This is a genomic window from Aquicoccus sp. (assembly GCF_041686535.1).
Taxonomy (GTDB): Bacteria; Pseudomonadota; Alphaproteobacteria; order Rhodobacterales; family Rhodobacteraceae; genus Aquicoccus.
In genome coordinates, this window is sequence record NZ_JAWLDS010000004.1 from 30501 (window position 1) to 49515 (window position 19015).

General features: G+C 66.0%; 18 protein-coding genes. 9 read left to right on the top strand and 9 right to left on the bottom strand.

Annotated elements, in window-relative coordinates; genetic code table 11:
• Positions 1 to 120: 120 nt before the first annotated feature.
• Positions 121 to 3066 carry an isoleucine--tRNA ligase gene (gene ileS / locus ACESL9_RS01875; RefSeq protein ID WP_372609758.1) on the bottom strand — a complete coding sequence of 982 codons (2946 nt, stop codon included), beginning with the start codon at positions 3064 to 3066 and terminating at the stop codon, positions 121 to 123.
• A 244-nt stretch (positions 3067 to 3310) separates the two neighbouring features.
• Here ileS and ACESL9_RS01880 point away from each other — a divergent pair, with 244 nt between their 5' ends.
• Positions 3311 to 3718 (top strand): group III truncated hemoglobin, encoded by a 408-nt coding sequence (locus ACESL9_RS01880; RefSeq protein WP_372609756.1) that lies wholly within the window; start codon positions 3311 to 3313, stop codon positions 3716 to 3718.
• Positions 3719 to 3985: 267 nt separating this feature from the next.
• Here ACESL9_RS01880 and ACESL9_RS01885 read toward each other — a convergent pair whose 3' ends face one another.
• From ACESL9_RS01885 to ACESL9_RS01895, 3 genes are read right to left on the bottom strand one after another with little or no spacing between them, the layout of a single operon-like run.
• On the bottom strand, positions 3986 to 4990 hold the full coding sequence (locus tag ACESL9_RS01885) for a YcjF family protein (protein WP_372609754.1): 1005 nt from the start codon (positions 4988 to 4990) through the stop codon (positions 3986 to 3988).
• Entirely contained in the window at positions 4987 to 5448 is a 462-nt protein-coding gene (locus ACESL9_RS01890) for a GNAT family N-acetyltransferase (RefSeq protein ID WP_372609752.1), read from the bottom strand. Before ACESL9_RS01890 ends, ACESL9_RS01885 begins: the two co-directional genes overlap by 4 nt.
• A complete protein-coding gene (locus ACESL9_RS01895; RefSeq protein ID WP_372674440.1) occupies positions 5445 to 6860 on the bottom strand; it encodes a YcjX family protein in 1416 nt (471 codons plus the stop codon). Before ACESL9_RS01895 ends, ACESL9_RS01890 begins: the two co-directional genes overlap by 4 nt.
• 123 nt (positions 6861 to 6983) lie before the next feature.
• On the opposite strand from ACESL9_RS01895, the gene truA reads away from it, so the two are divergent.
• A complete protein-coding gene (gene truA, locus ACESL9_RS01900; protein ID WP_372609748.1) occupies positions 6984 to 7754 on the top strand; it encodes a tRNA pseudouridine(38-40) synthase TruA in 771 nt (256 codons plus the stop codon).
• Between the two features lie 37 nt (positions 7755 to 7791).
• Here truA and ACESL9_RS01905 read toward each other — a convergent pair whose 3' ends face one another.
• Positions 7792 to 8292, bottom strand: coding sequence for an Lrp/AsnC family transcriptional regulator (locus ACESL9_RS01905; protein ID WP_372609746.1), 501 nt, complete (start codon positions 8290 to 8292; stop codon positions 7792 to 7794).
• 199 nt (positions 8293 to 8491) lie between these two features.
• Here ACESL9_RS01905 and trxB point away from each other — a divergent pair, with 199 nt between their 5' ends.
• Positions 8492 to 9436 carry a thioredoxin-disulfide reductase gene (gene trxB / locus ACESL9_RS01910; RefSeq protein WP_372609744.1) on the top strand — a complete coding sequence of 315 codons (945 nt, stop codon included), beginning with the start codon at positions 8492 to 8494 and terminating at the stop codon, positions 9434 to 9436.
• 169 nt (positions 9437 to 9605) lie between these two features.
• Positions 9606 to 11681 (top strand): bifunctional sulfate adenylyltransferase/adenylylsulfate kinase, encoded by a 2076-nt coding sequence (locus ACESL9_RS01915; RefSeq protein WP_372609742.1) that lies wholly within the window; start codon positions 9606 to 9608, stop codon positions 11679 to 11681.
• A 130-nt stretch (positions 11682 to 11811) separates the two neighbouring features.
• On the opposite strand, the gene ychF is transcribed toward ACESL9_RS01915, so the two are convergent.
• Positions 11812 to 12909: a redox-regulated ATPase YchF gene (ychF, locus tag ACESL9_RS01920; RefSeq protein WP_372609740.1), complete on the bottom strand. Its 1098-nt coding sequence runs from the start codon at positions 12907 to 12909 to the stop codon at positions 11812 to 11814.
• Positions 12910 to 13215: 306 nt separating this feature from the next.
• Between ychF and ACESL9_RS01925 the strand changes: the two genes are divergently transcribed.
• From ACESL9_RS01925 to ACESL9_RS01945, 5 genes are all read left to right on the top strand, one after another.
• Positions 13216 to 13407, top strand: coding sequence for a hypothetical protein (locus ACESL9_RS01925; protein ID WP_372609738.1), 192 nt, complete (start codon positions 13216 to 13218; stop codon positions 13405 to 13407).
• A gap of 276 nt (positions 13408 to 13683) precedes the next feature.
• The gene (trpA, locus tag ACESL9_RS01930) at positions 13684 to 14475 is read left to right on the top strand and encodes a tryptophan synthase subunit alpha (protein WP_372609736.1); all 792 of its coding nucleotides are present in this window, start codon (positions 13684 to 13686) and stop codon (positions 14473 to 14475) included.
• Between the two features lie 149 nt (positions 14476 to 14624).
• Complete coding sequence (locus tag ACESL9_RS01935) at positions 14625 to 15101, top strand: NUDIX hydrolase (protein ID WP_372609734.1); 477 nt, start codon at positions 14625 to 14627, stop codon at positions 15099 to 15101.
• A gap of 67 nt (positions 15102 to 15168) precedes the next feature.
• Positions 15169 to 15603, top strand: coding sequence for a DUF1178 family protein (locus tag ACESL9_RS01940; protein ID WP_372609732.1), 435 nt, complete (start codon positions 15169 to 15171; stop codon positions 15601 to 15603).
• A 42-nt stretch (positions 15604 to 15645) separates the two neighbouring features.
• Positions 15646 to 16290: an SDR family NAD(P)-dependent oxidoreductase gene (locus ACESL9_RS01945; protein ID WP_372609730.1), complete on the top strand. Its 645-nt coding sequence runs from the start codon at positions 15646 to 15648 to the stop codon at positions 16288 to 16290.
• A 31-nt stretch (positions 16291 to 16321) separates the two neighbouring features.
• Here ACESL9_RS01945 and ACESL9_RS01950 read toward each other — a convergent pair whose 3' ends face one another.
• Genes ACESL9_RS01950 through ACESL9_RS01960 form a run of 3 tightly spaced genes read right to left on the bottom strand, consistent with a single transcriptional unit; the run spans position 16322 to position 18931 of the window.
• On the bottom strand, positions 16322 to 17110 hold the full coding sequence (locus ACESL9_RS01950; RefSeq protein ID WP_372674441.1) for an ABC transporter ATP-binding protein: 789 nt from the start codon (positions 17108 to 17110) through the stop codon (positions 16322 to 16324).
• Positions 17107 to 17946, bottom strand: coding sequence for an ABC transporter permease (locus tag ACESL9_RS01955; protein ID WP_372674442.1), 840 nt, complete (start codon positions 17944 to 17946; stop codon positions 17107 to 17109). The genes ACESL9_RS01950 and ACESL9_RS01955 overlap by 4 nt, the downstream gene beginning before the upstream one ends.
• Positions 17936 to 18931, bottom strand: coding sequence for an ABC transporter substrate-binding protein (locus ACESL9_RS01960; RefSeq protein ID WP_372609724.1), 996 nt, complete (start codon positions 18929 to 18931; stop codon positions 17936 to 17938). Before ACESL9_RS01960 ends, ACESL9_RS01955 begins: the two co-directional genes overlap by 11 nt.
• Positions 18932 to 19015 lie beyond the last annotated feature (84 nt).

Genomic DNA, 19015 nt, shown 5'->3' on the forward strand with positions numbered 1-19015 from the left:
TTCGGTGAGGGTGAAGGAGCCGGTGGGCGTTTCAAGCGTGAGGCATGGCATATGGGGATATATGTCAGCAAAGCCACCAGTCGGGAAGGTGGGTTGCCCCGCCCTCCCCTTTTGGCCGGATCACCCCAGCGCCGCGTCACAGCGTCCGCAAACGCCCGGGTGGCGATGCGTGCCCACATCGGGCAGGATCTTCCAGCAGCGCCCGCATTTCTGCCCCTCGGCCTTTTCGAACACCACGCCCACGCCTTCGATCTCGGGCAGGCGGAACGCCTCTTGCGGGAGCGGATCGGCGGTGAGCGAAATGGCCGAAGTGATGCAAAGATCGGCGAAATCGACCGATTTCAGCGCCGCGAGCATATCCGCATCGCGGACATGCACGACCGGGGCCGCCTCGAGCGAGGCGCCGATCACCTTTTCGGCGCGCTGCACTTCGAGCGCTGCGGTCACCACCCGGCGCGCGCGGCGGATCATGGCCCATTTCGCCGCCAGCGGCTCGTCGAGCCAGTCGGCGGGGGTTTCGGGGATATCCTGCAAATGCACCGAACTGTCGTCGCCCGGGAAGCGCGAAAGCCAGACATCCTCCATCGTGAAGACGAGGATCGGGGCAAGCCACGTAGTCAGGCGGTGGAACAGGACGTCGAGCACGCTGCGCGCGGCGCGGGCGCGGTCACTGTCGCCGTCGCAATAGAGCACGTCCTTGCGGATGTCGAAATAGAAGGCCGAAAGGTCCACCGTGCAGAAATTGAAGATGGCCGAGAACACGTCCTGGAAATCGAACGCGCGGTAGCCCGTGCGCACCTTGTGATCCAGTTCGGCAAGGCGATGCAGCACCCAACGCTCAAGTTCGGGCATGTCCTCGGGGGCGACGCGCTGCGCCTCGTCGAACTGCGCGAGGCTGCCCAGCATGAAGCGCATGGTGTTGCGCAACCGGCGGTAGCTGTCGGCCACGCCCTTGAGGATTTCCGGGCCGATCCGCTGGTCGGCGGTGTAATCGGTCTGCGCCACCCAGAGGCGAAGGATATCGGCGCCGTATTGTTTCACCACCTCGTCGGGCAGGATCGTGTTGCCGAGGCTCTTGGACATCTTGTTGCCCTTGGCGTCGAGGGTAAAGCCATGCGTGACCACGTTGCGATAAGGCGCGCGCCCCATCGTGCCGCAGGCCTGGAGCATCGAGGAATGGAACCAGCCGCGATGCTGGTCGGTGCCTTCGAGATAGACATCGGCAATGCCGTCGGGGGTGCCGTCGGGGCGGTCGCGCAGCACGAAGGCATGGGTCGACCCGCTGTCGAACCAGACATCGAGCACGTCAAAGACCTGTTCCCAAGCGTCGGGATCGTAATCGGACCCGAGGAACCGTTCCTTGGCGCCCTCCTTGTACCACGCATCCGCGCCCTCGGCCTCGAACGCCTCGACGATGCGCCTGTTCACGTTCTCGTCCCGCAGAAGGAAATCGTCATCCGTGGGCAGCGCGCCCTTTTTCACGAAACAGGTGAGCGGCACGCCCCAGGCGCGTTGCCGGGACAGCACCCAGTCGGGGCGCGTCTCGATCATCGAGTAGAGCCGGTTGCGCCCGGAAGGCGGCGTGAATGTCACCAGCTCGTTGATCGAGGTCAGCGCGCGTTCGCGGATCGTGGTGCCGTGGGTGTCGTTGCCGCCCGCCGGCCTGTCGATGGCGGCAAACCATTGCGGCGTGTTGCGATAGATCACCGGCGCCTTGGAACGCCAGGAATGCGGATAGCTGTGCTTGATCTTGCCGCGCGCCAAGAGGCCGCCGACGGAGGCGAGCTTGTCGATCACTGCCTTGTTGGCGTCGCCCTCCTTGCCCTTCTCGGTCAGGATGCGCGTGCCGCCGAAAAACGGCAGATCAGGGCGGAACGAGCCGTCGTCCATCACGTTATAGGTGATGACCTGTTCGAGCATCCCAAGCCCCCGGTAAAGCTCGTATTCCTCCATCCCGTGGGAGGGGGCGCAATGGACGAAACCGGTGCCTTCCTCGTCGGTGACGAAATCGGCCGCGCGGAAATCGCGCGGGTCATCCCATTCGCCGCCTGCACCTTCGGCATGGGCGAGCGGATGCAGGAGGGAAAGGCCCGACAGCTCGTCGGCGCTCACGTTGCGGACGCGTTTCCACATGCCATCGGTGAGCCGCGCGCGGGTGAGCGTGTCATGGGCGAGATTGTCGGCAAGGATGAAGCGGTCACCGGGCGCGGCCCAGCATTCTTCGGGCGTGTCAGTCACTTCGTAGAGGCCATAGGGGATGTCGGCGCCATAGACCACCGCCTTGTTCGACGGGATGGTCCAGGGGGTGGTGGTCCAGATCACCACGAATGCGCCCAGAAGGTCGGTGTCGATACAGGCGTCTTTCTCGGCGAAATGATCGGCTGCAGCGACGCGGAACTTCACCCAGACGGTAAAGCTCTCCTTGTCATGGTATTCCACCTCGGCCTCGGCCAGCGCGGTCTTTTCCACGGGCGACCACATCACCGGTTTCGAGCCCTGGTAGAGCGTGCCGTTCATCAGGAATTTCTGGAACTCCTCGGCGATCACCGCTTCGGCGTGGAAATCCATGGTGAGGTAGGGGTCGGCCCAGTTGCCGGTGACGCCGAGGCGCTTGAACTCCTCGCGCTGGATGTCGATCCAGCCTTCGGCGAAGCTGCGGCATTCCTGGCGGAAGGCGACGACATCAACCTTGTCCTTGTCGAGCCCCTTGGCGCGGTATTCTTCCTCGATCTTCCATTCGATAGGCAGGCCGTGGCAATCCCAGCCGGGGACATAGCGCGAATCGTGGCCCATCATCTGGTGGCTGCGCACGATCATGTCCTTGATCACCTTGTTGAGCGCGTGGCCGATATGCAGGTGGCCGTTGGCATAGGGCGGGCCGTCGTGCAGCACGAAATCGGGGCGGTGCGGTTTCTCGCGCAGGCGATCGTAGATGCCGATCCGCTCCCACCGGGCGAGCCATTCGGGTTCGCGCTTGGGTAGGCCCGCGCGCATCGGGAAATCGGTTTGCGGCAGGTTGAGCGTGTCTTTGTAATCGGGGGTCTGTGCGGGGGTCTGGTCGGCCATGACCGTGGTCTCACTTTGAATTCGAGGAATGGGAGGGTTCGAGATCGGCGCGGTGTCTCATACGCCTTTGCCCGGCGGCCCGCTTGATCAGGGCGCCGGGGATATAATTCGGATAATGATCGCGAACCCAGTCATCTTGTCCGGCGTTATAGGCGCGCATCGCGGCAGGGTCCAGTGCCTGTGCATCCTCTTTCGGTTGGGGTCGAAGGGCGATAGTCTGACTGTTCCAAGCAGGGAAAATGCCATGACGACACTGCCCCCGAGATTCGATGTGACCCGCGACGAGATCGCGCGCGTGGTCGAGGCATTCTATGCCCGCATTCGCGCGCATCCCGGGCTGGGCCCGGTCTTTGCCGCTCACATCGACGACTGGCCCGCCCATGAGGCGCGGATCGTGGATTTCTGGGCCAATGCGATCCTCCACGAGCGGTGCTATGACGGCAACCCGGTGGCGGTGCATCGCGCGGCGGGCAATGTGCGACCGGGCATGTTCGACACCTGGCTGGCGCTCTTTGACCGGGTGCTGGTGCAGGAGTTGCGCGCGGATCAGGCGGCGGCGTGGTCGGCGCTGGCCCATCGCATCGGGCGTTCGCTGCGCGCGGGCGTGGTCGAGCGGATGCGCGGGCCGGGGGGCGTGCCGATCCTGCGGTAGGCGGCCGGAGAGCATCGCTTTTCATCGAATGCATCCCTGCCCGGAACAGCGGCGAAGCCGCCCGGGCAGCACACGGCCGCCCCCCGGCCGGGTGCTTTCGATATGGCGCGCATCACTTCGGATGCAGGCAAGACGCTGCGGGATAAACCGCCCGATGCTGATGTGATGAGCACCCGACCGCGGCCACGTGCGGCCCTCTCATCCGGCGCAGCTGGACTTGGTTGAATCCGAACAGAAACGACACGCAATTGGATCGCACCTTGATCTTTATGCCTCGCCCTTGTCCTTGCCGCCATCGAACAGCCCGCGAAGCGCACGCCCGACCAGCGCCGAGACCGAGGGCCGCCGAACCGTGGCAAAGGGCAGCGGGCGACAGACCTCGATCGCCGCCACCCCGACGCGGGCGGTGAGCGCGCCGTTGACCACGCCCTCGCCGAACCGGCGCGACAGCTTGCTCAGAAGCCCGCCACCAGCGAGGCTTCCCAGCATGTCATCGCCCACGGCCACCGCCCCCGTGGCCACCAGGTGCGTGAGCACCGCGCGGATCAGCCGCCAGCTTCCCAGCGTACCGGAGCGACCGCCATAGATCTCGGCAATGCGGCGGATCATGCGGATATTGGCGGTGAGCGCGGCGGCCACATCGGCCAGCGCCAGCGGCACCAGCGCCGTGATCAAGGCCACCTGCCGCGCCGCACCTTCCACCTCGCGCAGGGCGCGGGAATCGAGCGGGGTCATCAACTCGACCTCGGCCAGCCCCAGGAGCGTGGCGGCCTCGAACTGGTCAGGCGCGCGCTCGGCCAGACGTTCACGCCCCCATCTGAGGGCATCGCGCCCGGCATAAAGCGCATCAAGCCGCGCCAGAACATCGCGCGCGCCGGCAAGATCATCGCCCGCCAGCGCCTCGCTGGCGGCGCGGTGGATGAGGTCCATGCGCCGCAATCGCGCAAAAGCGGCCAACTCGCGCAGGGCGATCACGATGAGCACGATCACGAAAGCCGCGAGAAGCCCGGTGACCGCCCAGCCGAGCAGGGGCGACCGGTCGAGCAAGCCATTGACGAAATCCCATGCCGCGACCGACACCACGGTAGCAAGGATCAGCCCGGCCAGCCCCCAGAACCAGCGCGCCAGCCGTGACGGGCGCGCCGTCGCCAGTGCCGCGACCGACTGCATGGCCCGTCCCTCGGGGATGGCCTCGTCGGGCACGGGCGGGGCCTCGGAGGGGCCGCGCCCGGGCGTCTCGTCAAGGTCGATCAGGACGGGGCCGTTGGTCATGGCGCATTCCTTTCCCAGATCATCTGCACATCGGGCAGGCCATCGTCGTTGCCCGACCCGTTCGAGAGCCGCGCTGGATAGAACCCGTGGCGCGCGTAAAATGCACGCGCGGCGCGATTGTCCTGCCCGGTCCAGAGTTCGAGCCGTTGCGCGCCCGCCTGCGCCTCGGACAAGAGCCGCGAGCCGATCCCCCTCCGCCGGGCCCGGGGATGGGTATAGAGCGCATGGATGCGCGCGCCGTCGCGGATGATGAACCCTTGCGTGCCCGCCGACGCTGTCAGCACACGCACCCTGCCCGCCCGCACCAGCCGGGCCAGCAATACCAGGTCCGAAAGCCGCGCCTTTGCGCCCTTGCCCGTGCCGGCGCCCGACCAGAGAATCCGGGCAATCGCGGCCAGATGCCAGAGCCGCGCCCGGCCGGGTCTTGTGGGTCCGGGCCTCGCACCGGGGCCGATCACAACCGGTCCCCGATCAGGAATTCCGCTGCCCGATCGAGACGGATATGCGGCGGACCGTCGCCGGGCCTGAGGCTGAGCGGTGCGGGCGCGAACCGCATCACCGAGTAATCGGCATCGAGCCATGTCTGCGCCCCTTCCCGCGCCGGGGCCAGAAGCCGGGCCGGGTCTTCGGGCAAGTCACCTGCAAAGAATGCCGCCTGCCGGCCGGTGTCGAGCCGCCGCCCCCGCACGCAATCGAGCGCACGCCCGTCATGGGTGCGGGTTTCCTCGACCGTGGCGCGCAACGCGGCGATGGACATGGCGCGGGTCTCGGCCCCCGCGAAATCGGCGCGGTCCGCCGCCTCGCGCAGCATCGCCTGCATGATCGCGGTCAGGCGGGGGTGCTGGGCGTGGTGCAGGTGATCGGCCTTGGTCGCGGCAAAGAGAATGCGTTCGACCCGCCGTCCCATCAAGAGCCGACTGAGAAGCGCATTGCGGCCGGGGCGAAAGGCACCGAGGATCTCGGCCATCGCCCGGCGCATGTCATCGACCGATTGCGGCCCCTTGTGAATCGCGCCCATCGCGTCGACCAGCACCACCTGCCGGTCGATCCGGGCGAAATGATCGCGAAAGAAGGGTTTGACCACGCCCGCCTTGTAGGCGTCAAACCGCCGCTCGAAGGCACGCCAGAGGCTGCCGCGTGCGGGGCGTTCGGCGCGCGGCATCGGCGCGAATGTCAGCGCCGGACTGCCAGCAAGATCACCGGGCAGAAGGAACCGCCCGGGCGTGCAGTCATGAAACCCGGCGTCGCGCGCGGCGGTGAGATAGCCGGTGTAGGCACGGGCCAGCGCTTGCGCCTGTCCCTCATCCAGCGGGGAGGTGGCATCGGTGGCATGGGCCTTTGCGAGGAATTCCTCCGCCTCTGCGCGCCCCTCGATCCGGTCGAGCACCCCGGCGGACCACTCGGCATAGCCCTTGTCGAGCAGCGCGAGGTCGAGCAGCCATTCGCCCGGGTAGTCGACGATATCGAGATGCACGGTGCGCGGCCCGGAAAGCCCCGACAGTAGCCCCGCGGGCTGGACCCTGAGCGACAGGCGCAACTCGGATATGGCGCGGGTGCTTTCGGGCCAGTGCGGGTCGGGTCCGGTGAGGGCCGCGAGGTGCGATTCGAAATCGAAGCGCGGCACGGTATCGTCGGGCTGGGGTTGCAGGAACGCAGCACGGATGCGGCCCTGCGCCTGCGCCGAAAGGCCCGGCATCCGGCCCCGGTCCATCAGGTTGGCGATGAGCGAGGTGATAAAGACGGTCTTGCCCGCCCGGGCCAGGCCGGTCACACCGAGGCGGATCACCGGCTCGAAGAATGCCTCGGAAACCGCGTCGCCCACCGTTTCGACCCGGCGCGCGATCCCGTCTGCCAGCGATGTAATGACCACGTGGGCGCCCCTTTGTCCTGCCTCGGGCCAAGGATAACCGCCGCCCGGCCCGCTTGCTAGGGGGCAGACACCGGTACGTTTTCCATGCCTTGCCGGAGGCGCGCGCCGCCGCTATGGGAAAGCATGCCCAGATACGCGCTCAGGATCGAATATCACGGCGGCCCCTTTGCCGGCTGGCAGCGACAGGCCGACCAGCCGTCGGTGCAGGGCGCGGTCGAGGCTGCGTTGGCCCGGCTCGAGCCGCGCGCGCACAGCATCGCCGCCGCGGGGCGCACCGATGCGGGGGTGCACGCGCTGGCGCAGGTGGCGCATTGCGATCTCGGCAAGGACTGGGCGCCGTTCCGCCTCGCCGAAGCGTTGAATTACCATCTCAAGCCGCATCCGGTGGCGATCATCGCCGCCGCCCGGGTCGCGGAGGACTGGCACGCGCGGTTCTCGGCGGTGGAACGGCGATACCTGTTCCGGCTGCTGGTGCGGCGTGCGCCGGCGACCCATGACAGGGGGCTGGTCTGGCAGGTGCGCCAGACGCTGAACATTGACGCGATGCAGGAGGGCGCCGCGCACCTGGTCGGGCGGCACGATTTCACCACCTTCCGCGCGGCCCAGTGCCAGGCGGCCAGCCCCGTCAAGACGCTGGACGAGATCACCATCGAAGAGCGCGATCGCGCCAATGGCGTGGAATACCGGTTCCACCTGCGCGCACGATCCTTCCTGCACAACCAGGTCCGCTCGATCGTCGGCACGCTGGAACGGGTGGGTGCAGGGGCATGGGCGCCCGACGACGTGGGCAACGCCCTCGCAGCCCGGGATCGCGCCGCGTGCGGACCGGTCTGTCCGCCCGACGGGCTCTACCTTGCCGGGGTGGGCTATCCCGACGATCCGTTCGCAGATTGAGCGGTCAGGAGCGGAGCCGGCCCCCGGGACCGGCAATTCAGGCCGAGCGCGAAAGGCGATCCTCGAGCACCTCGAAGGGCACGCCCGGCTCATCCTTGGCGCCGCGGATCACCAGCGAGGTTTTCACGCTGGCCACGTTCTCGGCGGCAGTCAGCTCCTCGGTCAGGAAACTCTGGAAAGTCGAGAGATCGGGCGCCACGCATTTGAGGATGAAATCCACCTCTCCGTTGAGCATGTGGCACTCGCGCACAAGGGGCCAGGCACGGCAGCGCGCTTCGAATCGGCTCAGGTCCGCCTCGGCCTGGCTTTGCAATCCGACCATGGCAAAAACCTGCACCTCGAACCCCAGTTCGCGCGGATCGACCTTTGCGTGATAGCCGCGAATGAAGCCTTGTTCTTCGAGGGTGCGCACCCGACGCAGACAAGGCGGGGCGGAAATGCCGATCCGCTTGGCGAGTTCGACATTGGTCATGCGGCCATCAGCCTGAAGCTCGGCGAGGATCTTGCGGTCGATGGGATCAAGACGCGGGCTTGGCATGGCAGGGTATCTCCGATGGAATTGCGGATGTTATAGCACCCCCCGTCGCACACGCAATAATGTTTCGCAAATCCGCAATTTCCTTAGCACGCACCGTGATCCAAGCCTGTCCTTCAGGCATTTTCCAACCGGGGCTTTCCTGTTCCCGGAGGCTTGGTTATATCGCGTTCATCGAATGCAAACCGGGCCGGGGGTGAACATGGCTGAGACACGACATACACGGGTTCTGATCATCGGGTCTGGTCCGGCGGGATACACCGCCGGCGTCTATGCCAGTCGGGCGATGCTGGATCCGATACTGGTGCAGGGCATCGAGCCGGGCGGGCAGTTGACCACCACCACCGAGGTCGAGAACTGGCCGGGCGACACCGAAGTGCAGGGCCCGGAACTGATGGTACGGATGGAAGCCCATGCCAAGGCGATGGGATGTGAAATCATCGGGGACATCATCACCGATCTCGACCTGTCGGAGCGCCCCTTTACCGCGAAAGGCGACAGCGGCACCATCTATACCGCCGACGCGGTGATCCTTGCCACCGGGGCGCGGGCGAAATGGCTGGGCCTTGAAAGCGAAGAGGCATTCAAGGGGTTCGGCGTCTCGGCCTGTGCGACCTGCGACGGCTTCTTTTATCGCGGGCAGGAGATCGTCGTGATCGGCGGCGGCAACACGGCGGTGGAAGAGGCGCTCTTTCTGACCAATTTCGCCTCCAAGGTCACGCTGGTCCATCGCCGAGACGAGCTGCGGGCGGAAAAGATCCTGCAGGACCGGCTCCTCAAGCACCCGAAGATCGAGCCCCTGTGGTTTCACACGCTTGACGAGGTGGTGGGCAGCGACGACCCCAAGGGCGTCGAGGGCGTGCGCGTCAAGCATGTCGAAACCGGCGAAATCACCGAGATCCCCTGCAAGGGCGTATTCATCGCCATCGGCCACGCGCCGGCGAGCGAGTTGGTCAAGGACCAGCTTGAAACCCACATGGGCGGTTACGTGAAGGTCGAAGCCGGCTCTACCCGGACCTCGATTCCCGGCGTGTTCGCGGCGGGCGACCTGACCGACCATATCTATCGGCAAGCGGTCACCAGCGCGGGAATGGGATGCATGGCGGCACTCGATGCCGAGAAATTCCTCGCCGAACAGGACGACTGAGTCGGCGCCAAGACAAACGCACCGACGCCCGCACCGAAAGGCACGGGCGTCTTGCGTTGCAGATGGGCCACGTCGGCCGATTTATCCCGCTCTGCGCCGCATATCGCTTGGCTAGCCGCCCCGTGCATGAGATGCGTTCAATCCTGAACACACTTTTGGACCAACCGCGATGATTGCCCCGGACGCGAAACACGGCCTGGCCGAGGAAGACCAACTCTTCCGGCTTTTGCGTCAGCTCGACCTGGCGCCGGATGCATCACAGCGCGACATCGCGGCGGCGCTGGGGATTTCGCTTGGGCGACTGAATGCACAACTGCGCTCCGCCGCCGCCGCGGGCCTGATCACGATCAGCGAACGGCCCGGACCGGACCGGCGACAGCGGTTTGCCTACGCGCTGACCGGGCGCGGCGGGGCCGAGAAGAACCGGCTGGCCGATCGGTTCCTGGCGCGGAAATTCGCGGAATATGAAGCGCTTCACGCTGAATTGACCGGAACCACGAGTGGCCTTTCTCCTCTCAAATACAGGACCAGACTCATGCAGAACAACCTTGCGCCAATCCCCGAACTCTACGTGTCTTATGAAAGTGCGCAGAAGCTCAAGTCCGAAGCGGGCGACCTCGTTAGCCACGACCTGACCCTGCGCCAGATCTGCGATCTGGAGCTTCTGATGAATGGCGGGTTCAACCCGCTCAAGGGGTTCCTTGGCCAGGACGATTACGATCGCGTCGTAGAGGAAATGCGGCTTGCCGACGGGACGCTCTGGCCGATGCCGATCACGCTGGACGTGAGCGAGGATTTCGCCGCGAGCATCGAACTGGGCCAGGACATCGCGCTGCGCGACCAGGAAGGCGTGATCCTCGCGACGATGACGGTGACCGACCGCTGGACGCCCGACAAATCACGCGAGGCCGAAAAGGTGTTCGGCGCCGATGACATGGCGCATCCGGCGGTCAATTACCTGCACAACGTGGCCGGCAAGGTCTATCTGGGCGGGCCGGTCACGGGTATCCAGCAGCCGGTGCACTATGACTTCCGCGGCAGGCGCGACACGCCCAACGAGCTGCGCGCGCTGTTTCGCAAGCTGGGCTGGCGCCGGGTCGTCGCGTTCCAGACCCGCAATCCGCTGCACCGCGCGCATCAGGAACTGACCTTTCGTGCCGCCAAGGAGGCACAGGCCAACCTGCTCATTCATCCGGTCGTGGGCATGACCAAGCCGGGCGACGTTGATCACTTCACCCGCGTGCGCTGCTACGAAGCGGTGCTGGACAAGTATCCCGGTTCGACCACCACGATGAGCCTTTTGAACCTTGCCATGCGGATGGCCGGCCCGCGCGAAGCCGTCTGGCACGGCCTGATACGCAAGAACCACGGCTGCACCCATTTCATCGTCGGTCGCGATCATGCCGGACCGGGCAAGAACAGCGCGGGCGAGGATTTCTACGGACCCTACGAAGCACAGGACCTCTTTCGCGAGCACCAGGACGAAATCGGGATCGAGATGGTCGATTTCAAACACATGGTCTATGTGCAGGAGCGCGCGCAATACGAAGCGATCGACGAGATCGAGGACAAGGACAATGTGACCATCCTCAACATCTCGGGCACCGAGTTGCGCCGCCGTCTGCGCGAGGGTCTGGAAATTCCGGACTGGTTCTCGTTTGCCGAGGTGGTCGAGGAATTGCGCCACCGTTACCCGCCCCGCTCGCAGCAGGGTTTCACCGTGTTCTTCACGGGGTTCTCCGGCTCGGGAAAATCGACCATCGCCAATGCGTTGATGGTCAAGCTGATGGAAATGGGCGACCGGCCGGTGACGCTGCTGGATGGCGATATCGTGCGCAAGAATCTGTCGTCGGAACTTGGCTTCTCCAAGGAACATCGCGACCTGAACATCCGCCGCATCGGCTATGTCGCGAGCGAAATCACCAAGAATGGCGGTATCGCGATCTGTGCGCCGATCGCGCCCTATGCCACCACGCGGCGCGCGGTGCGCGAGGAGATCGAGCAGTATGGCGCCTTCATCGAGGTGCATGTCGCCACGTCGATCGAGGAATGCGAACGCCGCGACCGCAAGGGGCTGTACCGGCTCGCACGGGAAGGGAAGATCAAGGAATTCACCGGGATTTCAGACCCCTATGACGTTCCGGAGAATCCCGAACTGCGGGTCGAGACCGAGAATGTCGAAGTCGACAACTGTGCCCACCAGGTGATTCTGAAGCTCGAGTCGATGGGCCTGATCGCCGGCTAGGGGCCCTGGCAGGTGACGCGGGGCATGGCGTGTCGCCAATGTCGCGAGAGCGTAAAGCGCGATCACGGCATTGGCGATTCAGCCTTTGTTCACACATCCTGACAAAGGGTTAACCGCAACGCGCGGTCGGTCAGGCATTGAACAGGAAGTGCAGGACATCGCCGTCCTTGACCTCGTAAGCCTTTCCTTCGACACGCATTTTTCCCGCTTCCTTCGCCCCCTGTTCACCACCGCAGGCGACGAAATCGTCATAGGCGATGGTTTCGGCGCGGATGAAGCCGCGTTCGAAGTCGCCGTGGATGACGCCGGCGGCCTGCGGGGCCAGCGTGCCGCGGCGGATCGTCCAGGCGCGGGCCTCTTTCGGGCCAACGGTAAAATAGGTCTCGAGGTTCAACAATTCGTAACCGGCCCGAATGAGCCGGTCGAGGCCGGGCTCGGCGAGGCCCATCTCTTCGAGAAACATCTCCGCCTCGTCGGCGTCGAGCTGGGCAATCTCCTCTTCGATCCGCGCGGAAATCACGACAGATGCATTGCCCTGCCCCTCGGCCATTTCGGCCACGGCGCGGGAATGGACGTTGCCGTTCGCGGCATCGTCCTCGGCCACGTTGCAGACATAGAGCACCGGCTTCGTGGTCAGGAGCTGGAGCATCTTCCAGGCCTTTGCATCCTCGGGATCGACCGCGACGGTGCGCGCGGGCTTGCCCTCTTCCAACGCGGCAAGCGCCTGTTTCAAAAGGCGTTCCTGCTGCACCGCCTCCTTGTCGCCGCCCTTGAGCTTGCGCTGGAGGTTGGCGCGGCGTTTCTCGATGCTGTCGATATCGGCGAGCATCAGCTCGGTCTCGATCGTCTCGGCATCGGCCACCGGATCGACCCGACCCTCGACATGGGTGACGTCGCCATCCTCGAAACAGCGCAGCACATGCGCAATGGCGTCGACCTCGCGGATATTGGCCAGAAACTGGTTGCCCAGCCCCTCGCCCCTGGAGGCGCCCTTGACGAGGCCGGCGATGTCGACGAAGGTCATGCGGGTGGGGATGGTTTGCCGCGACCTGGCGATCTCGGCCAGTTTTTCAAGCCGCGCGTCGGGCACGGCGACCTCGCCCACGTTGGGTTCGATCGTGCAGAACGGGAAATTCGCCGCCTGTGCCGCGGCGGTTCTTGTCAAGGCGTTGAAAAGCGTGGACTTTCCCACGTTCGGCAAACCCACGATGCCCATTTTGAAACCCATTTCACGACCCTTTTTTGCCAGCCTTGCGCGCGGCGCATCTAGGGGTGCGAGGGGTGCAGGGTCAACCCCTGTGCGGCAAGGGTTAACGCCGCTTTGGGGCGGAATTTGAGGGGGGTGACATCCGGCTGACATCCGGCTGCCACCCGGCTGCCGGGCAAACCGTCACGCCCCCCTGCCCCACGCTGGTTAACGCAACGCTCGATTGACCGGACCCGCGCTTGCCATATACTCGCCCGCATGGGGGAGAAGACGGGTCGGTCGGACAGAAAGACGCGCAGGCCGGACCCGCGCAAGGGAGGAAGTGCCGTGAGCGAGATCGTCGAGTACCGGATCATTTCCGCGATCTATACCAGGGCGGACGCGGACGAGCTTCACGACAAGTTGTCGAACCAGGTGAACGAATTCATCGAGTTGGGCTGGCAACCGCACGGGTCGATCTCGTCTGTCGTGCTGGAGAACGCGATCATCGTGATGCAGCCCATCGTCAGGAAACGGTGACGGGAGAACGGGGGACCTGCTGTTACAACCCTTGACTCACTCCAGAAGGCCGTCAGGGCGTGCTGCGGCGAAACGGTTTTGCCGGATACCGGCCAAAGGGTATGCGCCCGCCCGGATGGACGAGCACATGCCCGGGCCACAAGCGGCCCGGGCGGAATGAACTCGATCGAATGCAACCTTAGCCTGCCGAATTCCGCCCGATGCAATGGTGATTGATTTCCCCGTCGATTTTCTGCAAACCGCCCGGAACGGACAGCATCCCCGGGGAGGGCCAGCATGACACGGATCGACGCCACATTCGCCAAGCTCAGGGCGGAAGGAAAGAAAGCCTTCGTGGCTTACGTGATGGCGGGCGATCCCGATTACGACACCTCGCTCGAGATCGTGAAGGGACTGCCGGGCGCGGGGGTGGACATCATCGAGCTCGGCCAGCCCTTTACCGACCCGATGGCGGACGGGCCGACGATCCAGGCCGCGGGGCAGCGGGCGCTGGCGCAGGGCATGACCCTGCAAAAGACGCTCGACATGGCGCGGACCTTTCGCGAGACCGACACCGAGACACCGATCGTGATGATGGGGTACTACAACCCGATCTATTCGCGCGGGGTCGCGCGGTTCCTTTCCGATGCGAGGGAGGCCGGGATCGACGGGCTGATCATCGTGGACCTGCCGCCCGAAGAGGATGAGGAATTGTGCCTCCCGGCGCAGGAGGCGGGGCTCAACTTCATCCGGCTGGCCACGCCGACCACCGATGACAAACGCCTGCCGCGGGTGATGCAGAACACCTCGGGATTCGTCTATTACGTCTCGATCACCGGCATCACCGGGTCGGCACAGGCCGAGGCGGGCGACGTGGCCCCCGAGGTGGCACGGATCAAGGCGGCGGGGAACCTGCCCGTGGTGGTGGGGTTCGGCATCACCACGCCCGAGGCGGCGGCGCGGATCGCCGGGGTGGCCGACGGGGCCGTGGTGGGCAGCGCCATCGTGAGCCGGATCGCACAGGGCGACACGCCTGCCGAAGTGCTCGACTTCGTGCGGACGCTCGCCGAGGGCGCGCATTCCGCCTGAGCGGAGTCCGACCACGATATCTGCCCATTGGATGACCTGAACGGGCCAGATATCGGCGGTTGAAAGGTTGACGCTACGGTAATTTCTGGAAAGCCTCGGGCAAAGCGGTTAGGATGACGGCGAGGCAACGAGGCATGGGACAGCGCAGGATGACGCTGCAGAACACGAGACAGCTTCCCTTGAGGATCAACGCGTCGCACAAGAGCGATGTGCGCACGCAGTTCGCGGCGCTGTGCTATCGCGTGAACAACGGCAAGCCCGAGATCCTGCTGATCACGAGCCGCGGACGCAAGAGATGGATCGTGCCCAAGGGGTGGCCGATGCACGGGGTTACCCCCGGGACCGCCGCCTTGCAGGAAGCCTGGGAAGAGGCGGGGGTTCAGGGCAAGGCGGTCGAGCATTGCCTCGGCGTCTATTCCTATCCCAAGGAGTTCGACGACGGCACCATCGTGTCCTGTGTCGCCATGGTCTATCCCGTGCGGGTCAAGGCACTGGCGCATGATTTTCCCGAGGCCGGGCAGCGGCAGCGCAAGTGGTTCTCGCCCAAGAAGGCCGCCGCCAAGGTGAGCGAGCCGGAGCTCGGACATATCCTGCGCAGCTTCGACCACAGGTTGCTGAAGCCCTGAGCCGGACCTTGCACCGCGCAGCGGGCGGGTTATGTAGGTTGAAGGGCTTGAAGGAAAACCGCATGACATGATCAAGTTTTCGCTCAGATGTGCCGATGGCCACGATTTCGAAAGTTGGTTCCAGTCGACCGAGGCGTTCGACGCGCTAAAGGCCGGGGGGCATCTTGCCTGTGCGGTCTGTGGCGGCCTGGGGGTGGAAAAGGCGGTGATGGCGCCAAGGGTGAGCAAGGCGCAAGAGTCGACGACGACGGGCCAGGCGGGGCGGCTCAACGCCCCGGCGACACCGGCGGAACAGGCGCTGGCCGCGCTCAAGGCGCATGTCGAGGCCAATTCCGATTACGTGGGCATGGAATTCGCCCGCGAGGCGCGCGCGATGCACGAAGGCACGGCCCCCGAGCGGCCGATCCATGGCGAGGCCCGCGCCGACGAGGCGCGCCGGTTGATCGCGGAGGGTGTGCCGGTCGCGCCCCTGCCCTTTCGCCCCGGGCGCAAGTCGAACTGAAACCGGCGGAGGAACAGCCCGCCCGATAGAGGAGTTCCATCCATGCATGTCGTGATCACCGGCGCCAATCGCGGCGTGGGGCTGGCGCTTTGCGAAACCTATGCGGCGCGCGGTGCGCGGGTGACGGGAACGTCGCGCGACGGTTCGACCGGGCACCGGCTCGACGTGGCCGACCCGGCGGCGCATCGGGCACTGGCTGCGCGGCTTGATGGGCAAGCGGTCGATCTTCTGGTGTGCAACGCGGGGGTTTTCCTCGACAAGGCGCAAGATCTGGCGGGAGGCTATCCGCCAGAGATGTGGGCCGAGAGTTTCGCGGTGAACGTGACCGGTGTCTTCCTCGGCGTGCAGGCACTGTTGCCCAACCTGCGCATGGCCGAAAGCGCCCGTATCGCCATCATCTCGAGCCAGATGGGCAGCGACACGCGCGCGCCGGGCGGCTCCTACATCTATCGCGCATCGAAGGCGGCTGCGCTCAATCTCGGACGCAACCTTGCGGCGGACCTCAAGGCGATGGGCATCGCGGTGGGCATCTATCATCCCGGCTGGGTGCGCACGGACATGGGCGGATCATCGGCCGAGATCACCATGGACGCGGCCGCGCGCGGACTGGCGGCGCGTTTCGATGCGCTTTCGCTCGGCACGACCGGCGAGTTCCTGACATGGGACGGACGGGTGCACCCCTACTGAGCCGGGTCGACCCGCGGGAGAGGTCCGGGCGTCAACAGCAGCGGCGGAAACCGGACATGTCGCAGGTGCTTTCCAGCGGGAGCGCACGTTCGTCGACATTGACCAAATCATGCAGCAGTGGTGCCGCCCGGGCCGTTTCGACGAAATCGAAGATCGCGCTTTCGCTGCGTGTACCGGGTTGGCCCGGCGGGGCGAGGCTGCCGGTGATCCCCTTGCCCTGCCGGTCGAGCACCGCGATGCGATGGGCAAGGCGCGCGGCCTCGGACAGGTCATGCGTGATGAAGATCCCGCCGAACCCGCGCGCCCCGGACAGCGACAGCACCAGATCCTGCATGCGGCGGCGCAAGGCCGGGTCGAGCGCGGCGAAGGGCTCATCGAAGATCAGGAAATCCGGCTCGACCGCGAGCGCCCGCGCGATGGCGACCCGCGCGCGCATACCGCCCGAAAGCGCATCGGGGCGTTTCGAAAGGTCGTCGCGCCGAAGCGCCACCGCTTCGGCTGCGGCCTGGACCCGCGCCGCGATCCGGTCGGCGCTCATTCCGGCCAATCGCAGCGGAAAGGCGATGTTGTCGCGCGCATCGACCCAGGGCATCAGGCGCGATTGCTGGAACACCATGCCGTGGCGCGCATAACGGCGCATGATCCGCCCCCGGTCGGGTTTCAGGATACCCCCCGCGATCGCCGCGAGCGTGCTCTTGCCGCTGCCCGAGGGGCCGACAAGCGCCACCAGCTCGCCGGGCCGGATCACCAGCGACACGGTATCGAGCACACGCCGCCCGGCGAAGGCATGGCTGATCGTGGCAAGGGTCAGGCCGCTCATGCGTCCGGCCCTTGCCAATGGCCGGTGCGCGTCTGCAACGGGCGGATCAGCAGGTGTTCGATCAGCAAGAGGCCGGTGACCGCCAGCGCGACATTGGCCAGGGCCATGTCGATATCCATCTGCGCACGGGCGCGGGCCATCTCGGCGCCCAGTCCCGCGACATTGGTCACCAGTTCGGCCATGATCGCGACCTTGAAGCCCAGCGCCAGCGCGATGCCGATGACCGGGCCCAGCGCCGCGAGGATCTGGCGCAGGGCCACGCTGTGAAACCGGGCCAGCGCGGTGGCGCCGAAACTGGCCGCCATGTCTTCGAGATGCCGGTCGCGGCTGCGCACCGCGTCGACCGTTCCGATATAGAGGATCGGCCCGGTGACAATGGCGATGGTGAACAGGATCGCCCCGTGCGAGGGGCCGAACCAGATCATCGTTAGGATGACCCATGCGGTGGCAGGCATGCCCAGAAGGATGGTCGCCACCGGGGCCAGCGTCGCGCGGATCAGTGTGACATAACCCGCGAGCAGGCCAATCCCGCCGCCGATCACCGCCGACAACCCAAGCGCGACAAGCACCCTTGCCAGCGTGGCGCCCAGCGCCGCCCAGCCCGCAAGCCCCGAGAGGGCGGTGAGCGTGGCCGCAGCGGTTTGCCATGGCGAGGGCAGGATGAACGCACCGTAATGCCAATGCGCGACCTGCCAGAGCGCGAGGAAAAGCGCGATGCCCACAAGCGGCGGGCCGAGCCGCCACGCCGCGCGCCCGGCCAGAACGGGCAGCATGTCCGCCCATTCCGAAAAGCGCAGCCGGTGCCGCGCGCGGATGAGGCCCCGATCAGAGGGCATAGAGGTCATCATCCGGCAAGCGCCCGCCGAGGATCCCCGGATCGGCGGCCAGGAGCGCGTGGTAGAGGGCTTCGATCTCGGGGCGGGCACGGGATGCAGCGCGTACAGAAATGCTGGCAAATGGGATCGCCTCTTCCAGAAGCGCGGGCGCACGGTCGAGAAACGCCCCCGCATGGCCCGCCGCCGCGCTCGGATCGGCGTTGAGCGAGACCGCCGCCCGGACCAGCGCGTCATGCAGCGCCCCGGCCAGCCAGGGGTGTTCCGCCGCATGATCGCTTCGGATGGCCAGACACGCCTGCGGCAGGACCGGCCGCAGGCCGGTGATCCGGCCCAGCACCTCTTTCATCTGCACGCCACGGTGCAGCGCCTGACCGTCATCGCGCGCCCGGCGCAACACCGCGGTGGCCGCCGGTTCGGCGATCAGGGCGGCGTCGGCCCGTCCGGCCAGGAGAAGCTGACCGGCTTCCATATGGGTCGCCGCCGGGAGCAAGTCCGGCGCGTCGGCTCCGATATCGGCGGCACCCAGGCCGAGACGCATCATGTGACCGGTAAAGCCGTTGATGCCCGACAGGGCCACCCGCCTGCCGCGCAGGTCGGCGATGTCGCAGCCCGCGATGTCGCGCGCGACAAGCCCGCAATGCCCGTCGGTCAGGGTGGCGATCATGCGCAGATCAAGGCCCCGGTTGTACAGGCTGGCCGCGCCCTGTGTCGGCATGACCGTCACCGGCACCTTGCCCGAGACAAAGCCCGCGCGCATCTCGTCGAACCCGGACCAGATCGGCAGGTCCACCGCATCCGCGATCCCGTCGAACGCGCCGATGGCGCGGGCGTGGGCCAAGAGGATCCCCGGCCCCGATCCGGGTGTTTGCAGCACCAGCCGCGTGAGACGCGGCGTGTTCGCGCGCAGCACCGCCGGGGTGGCGAGGGCAGCCACCCCCATCACGAGGGCGGCGCGGCGGGTGAAGGGCAATCTGTGGTGTGTCATGGTTGGTGTTCCGGGCTGGTTGTTCGTGATTTCGCGATGCATCTTTTCGCCCGGGGCCGGCCTTGATCTGGATCAATCCTTCCA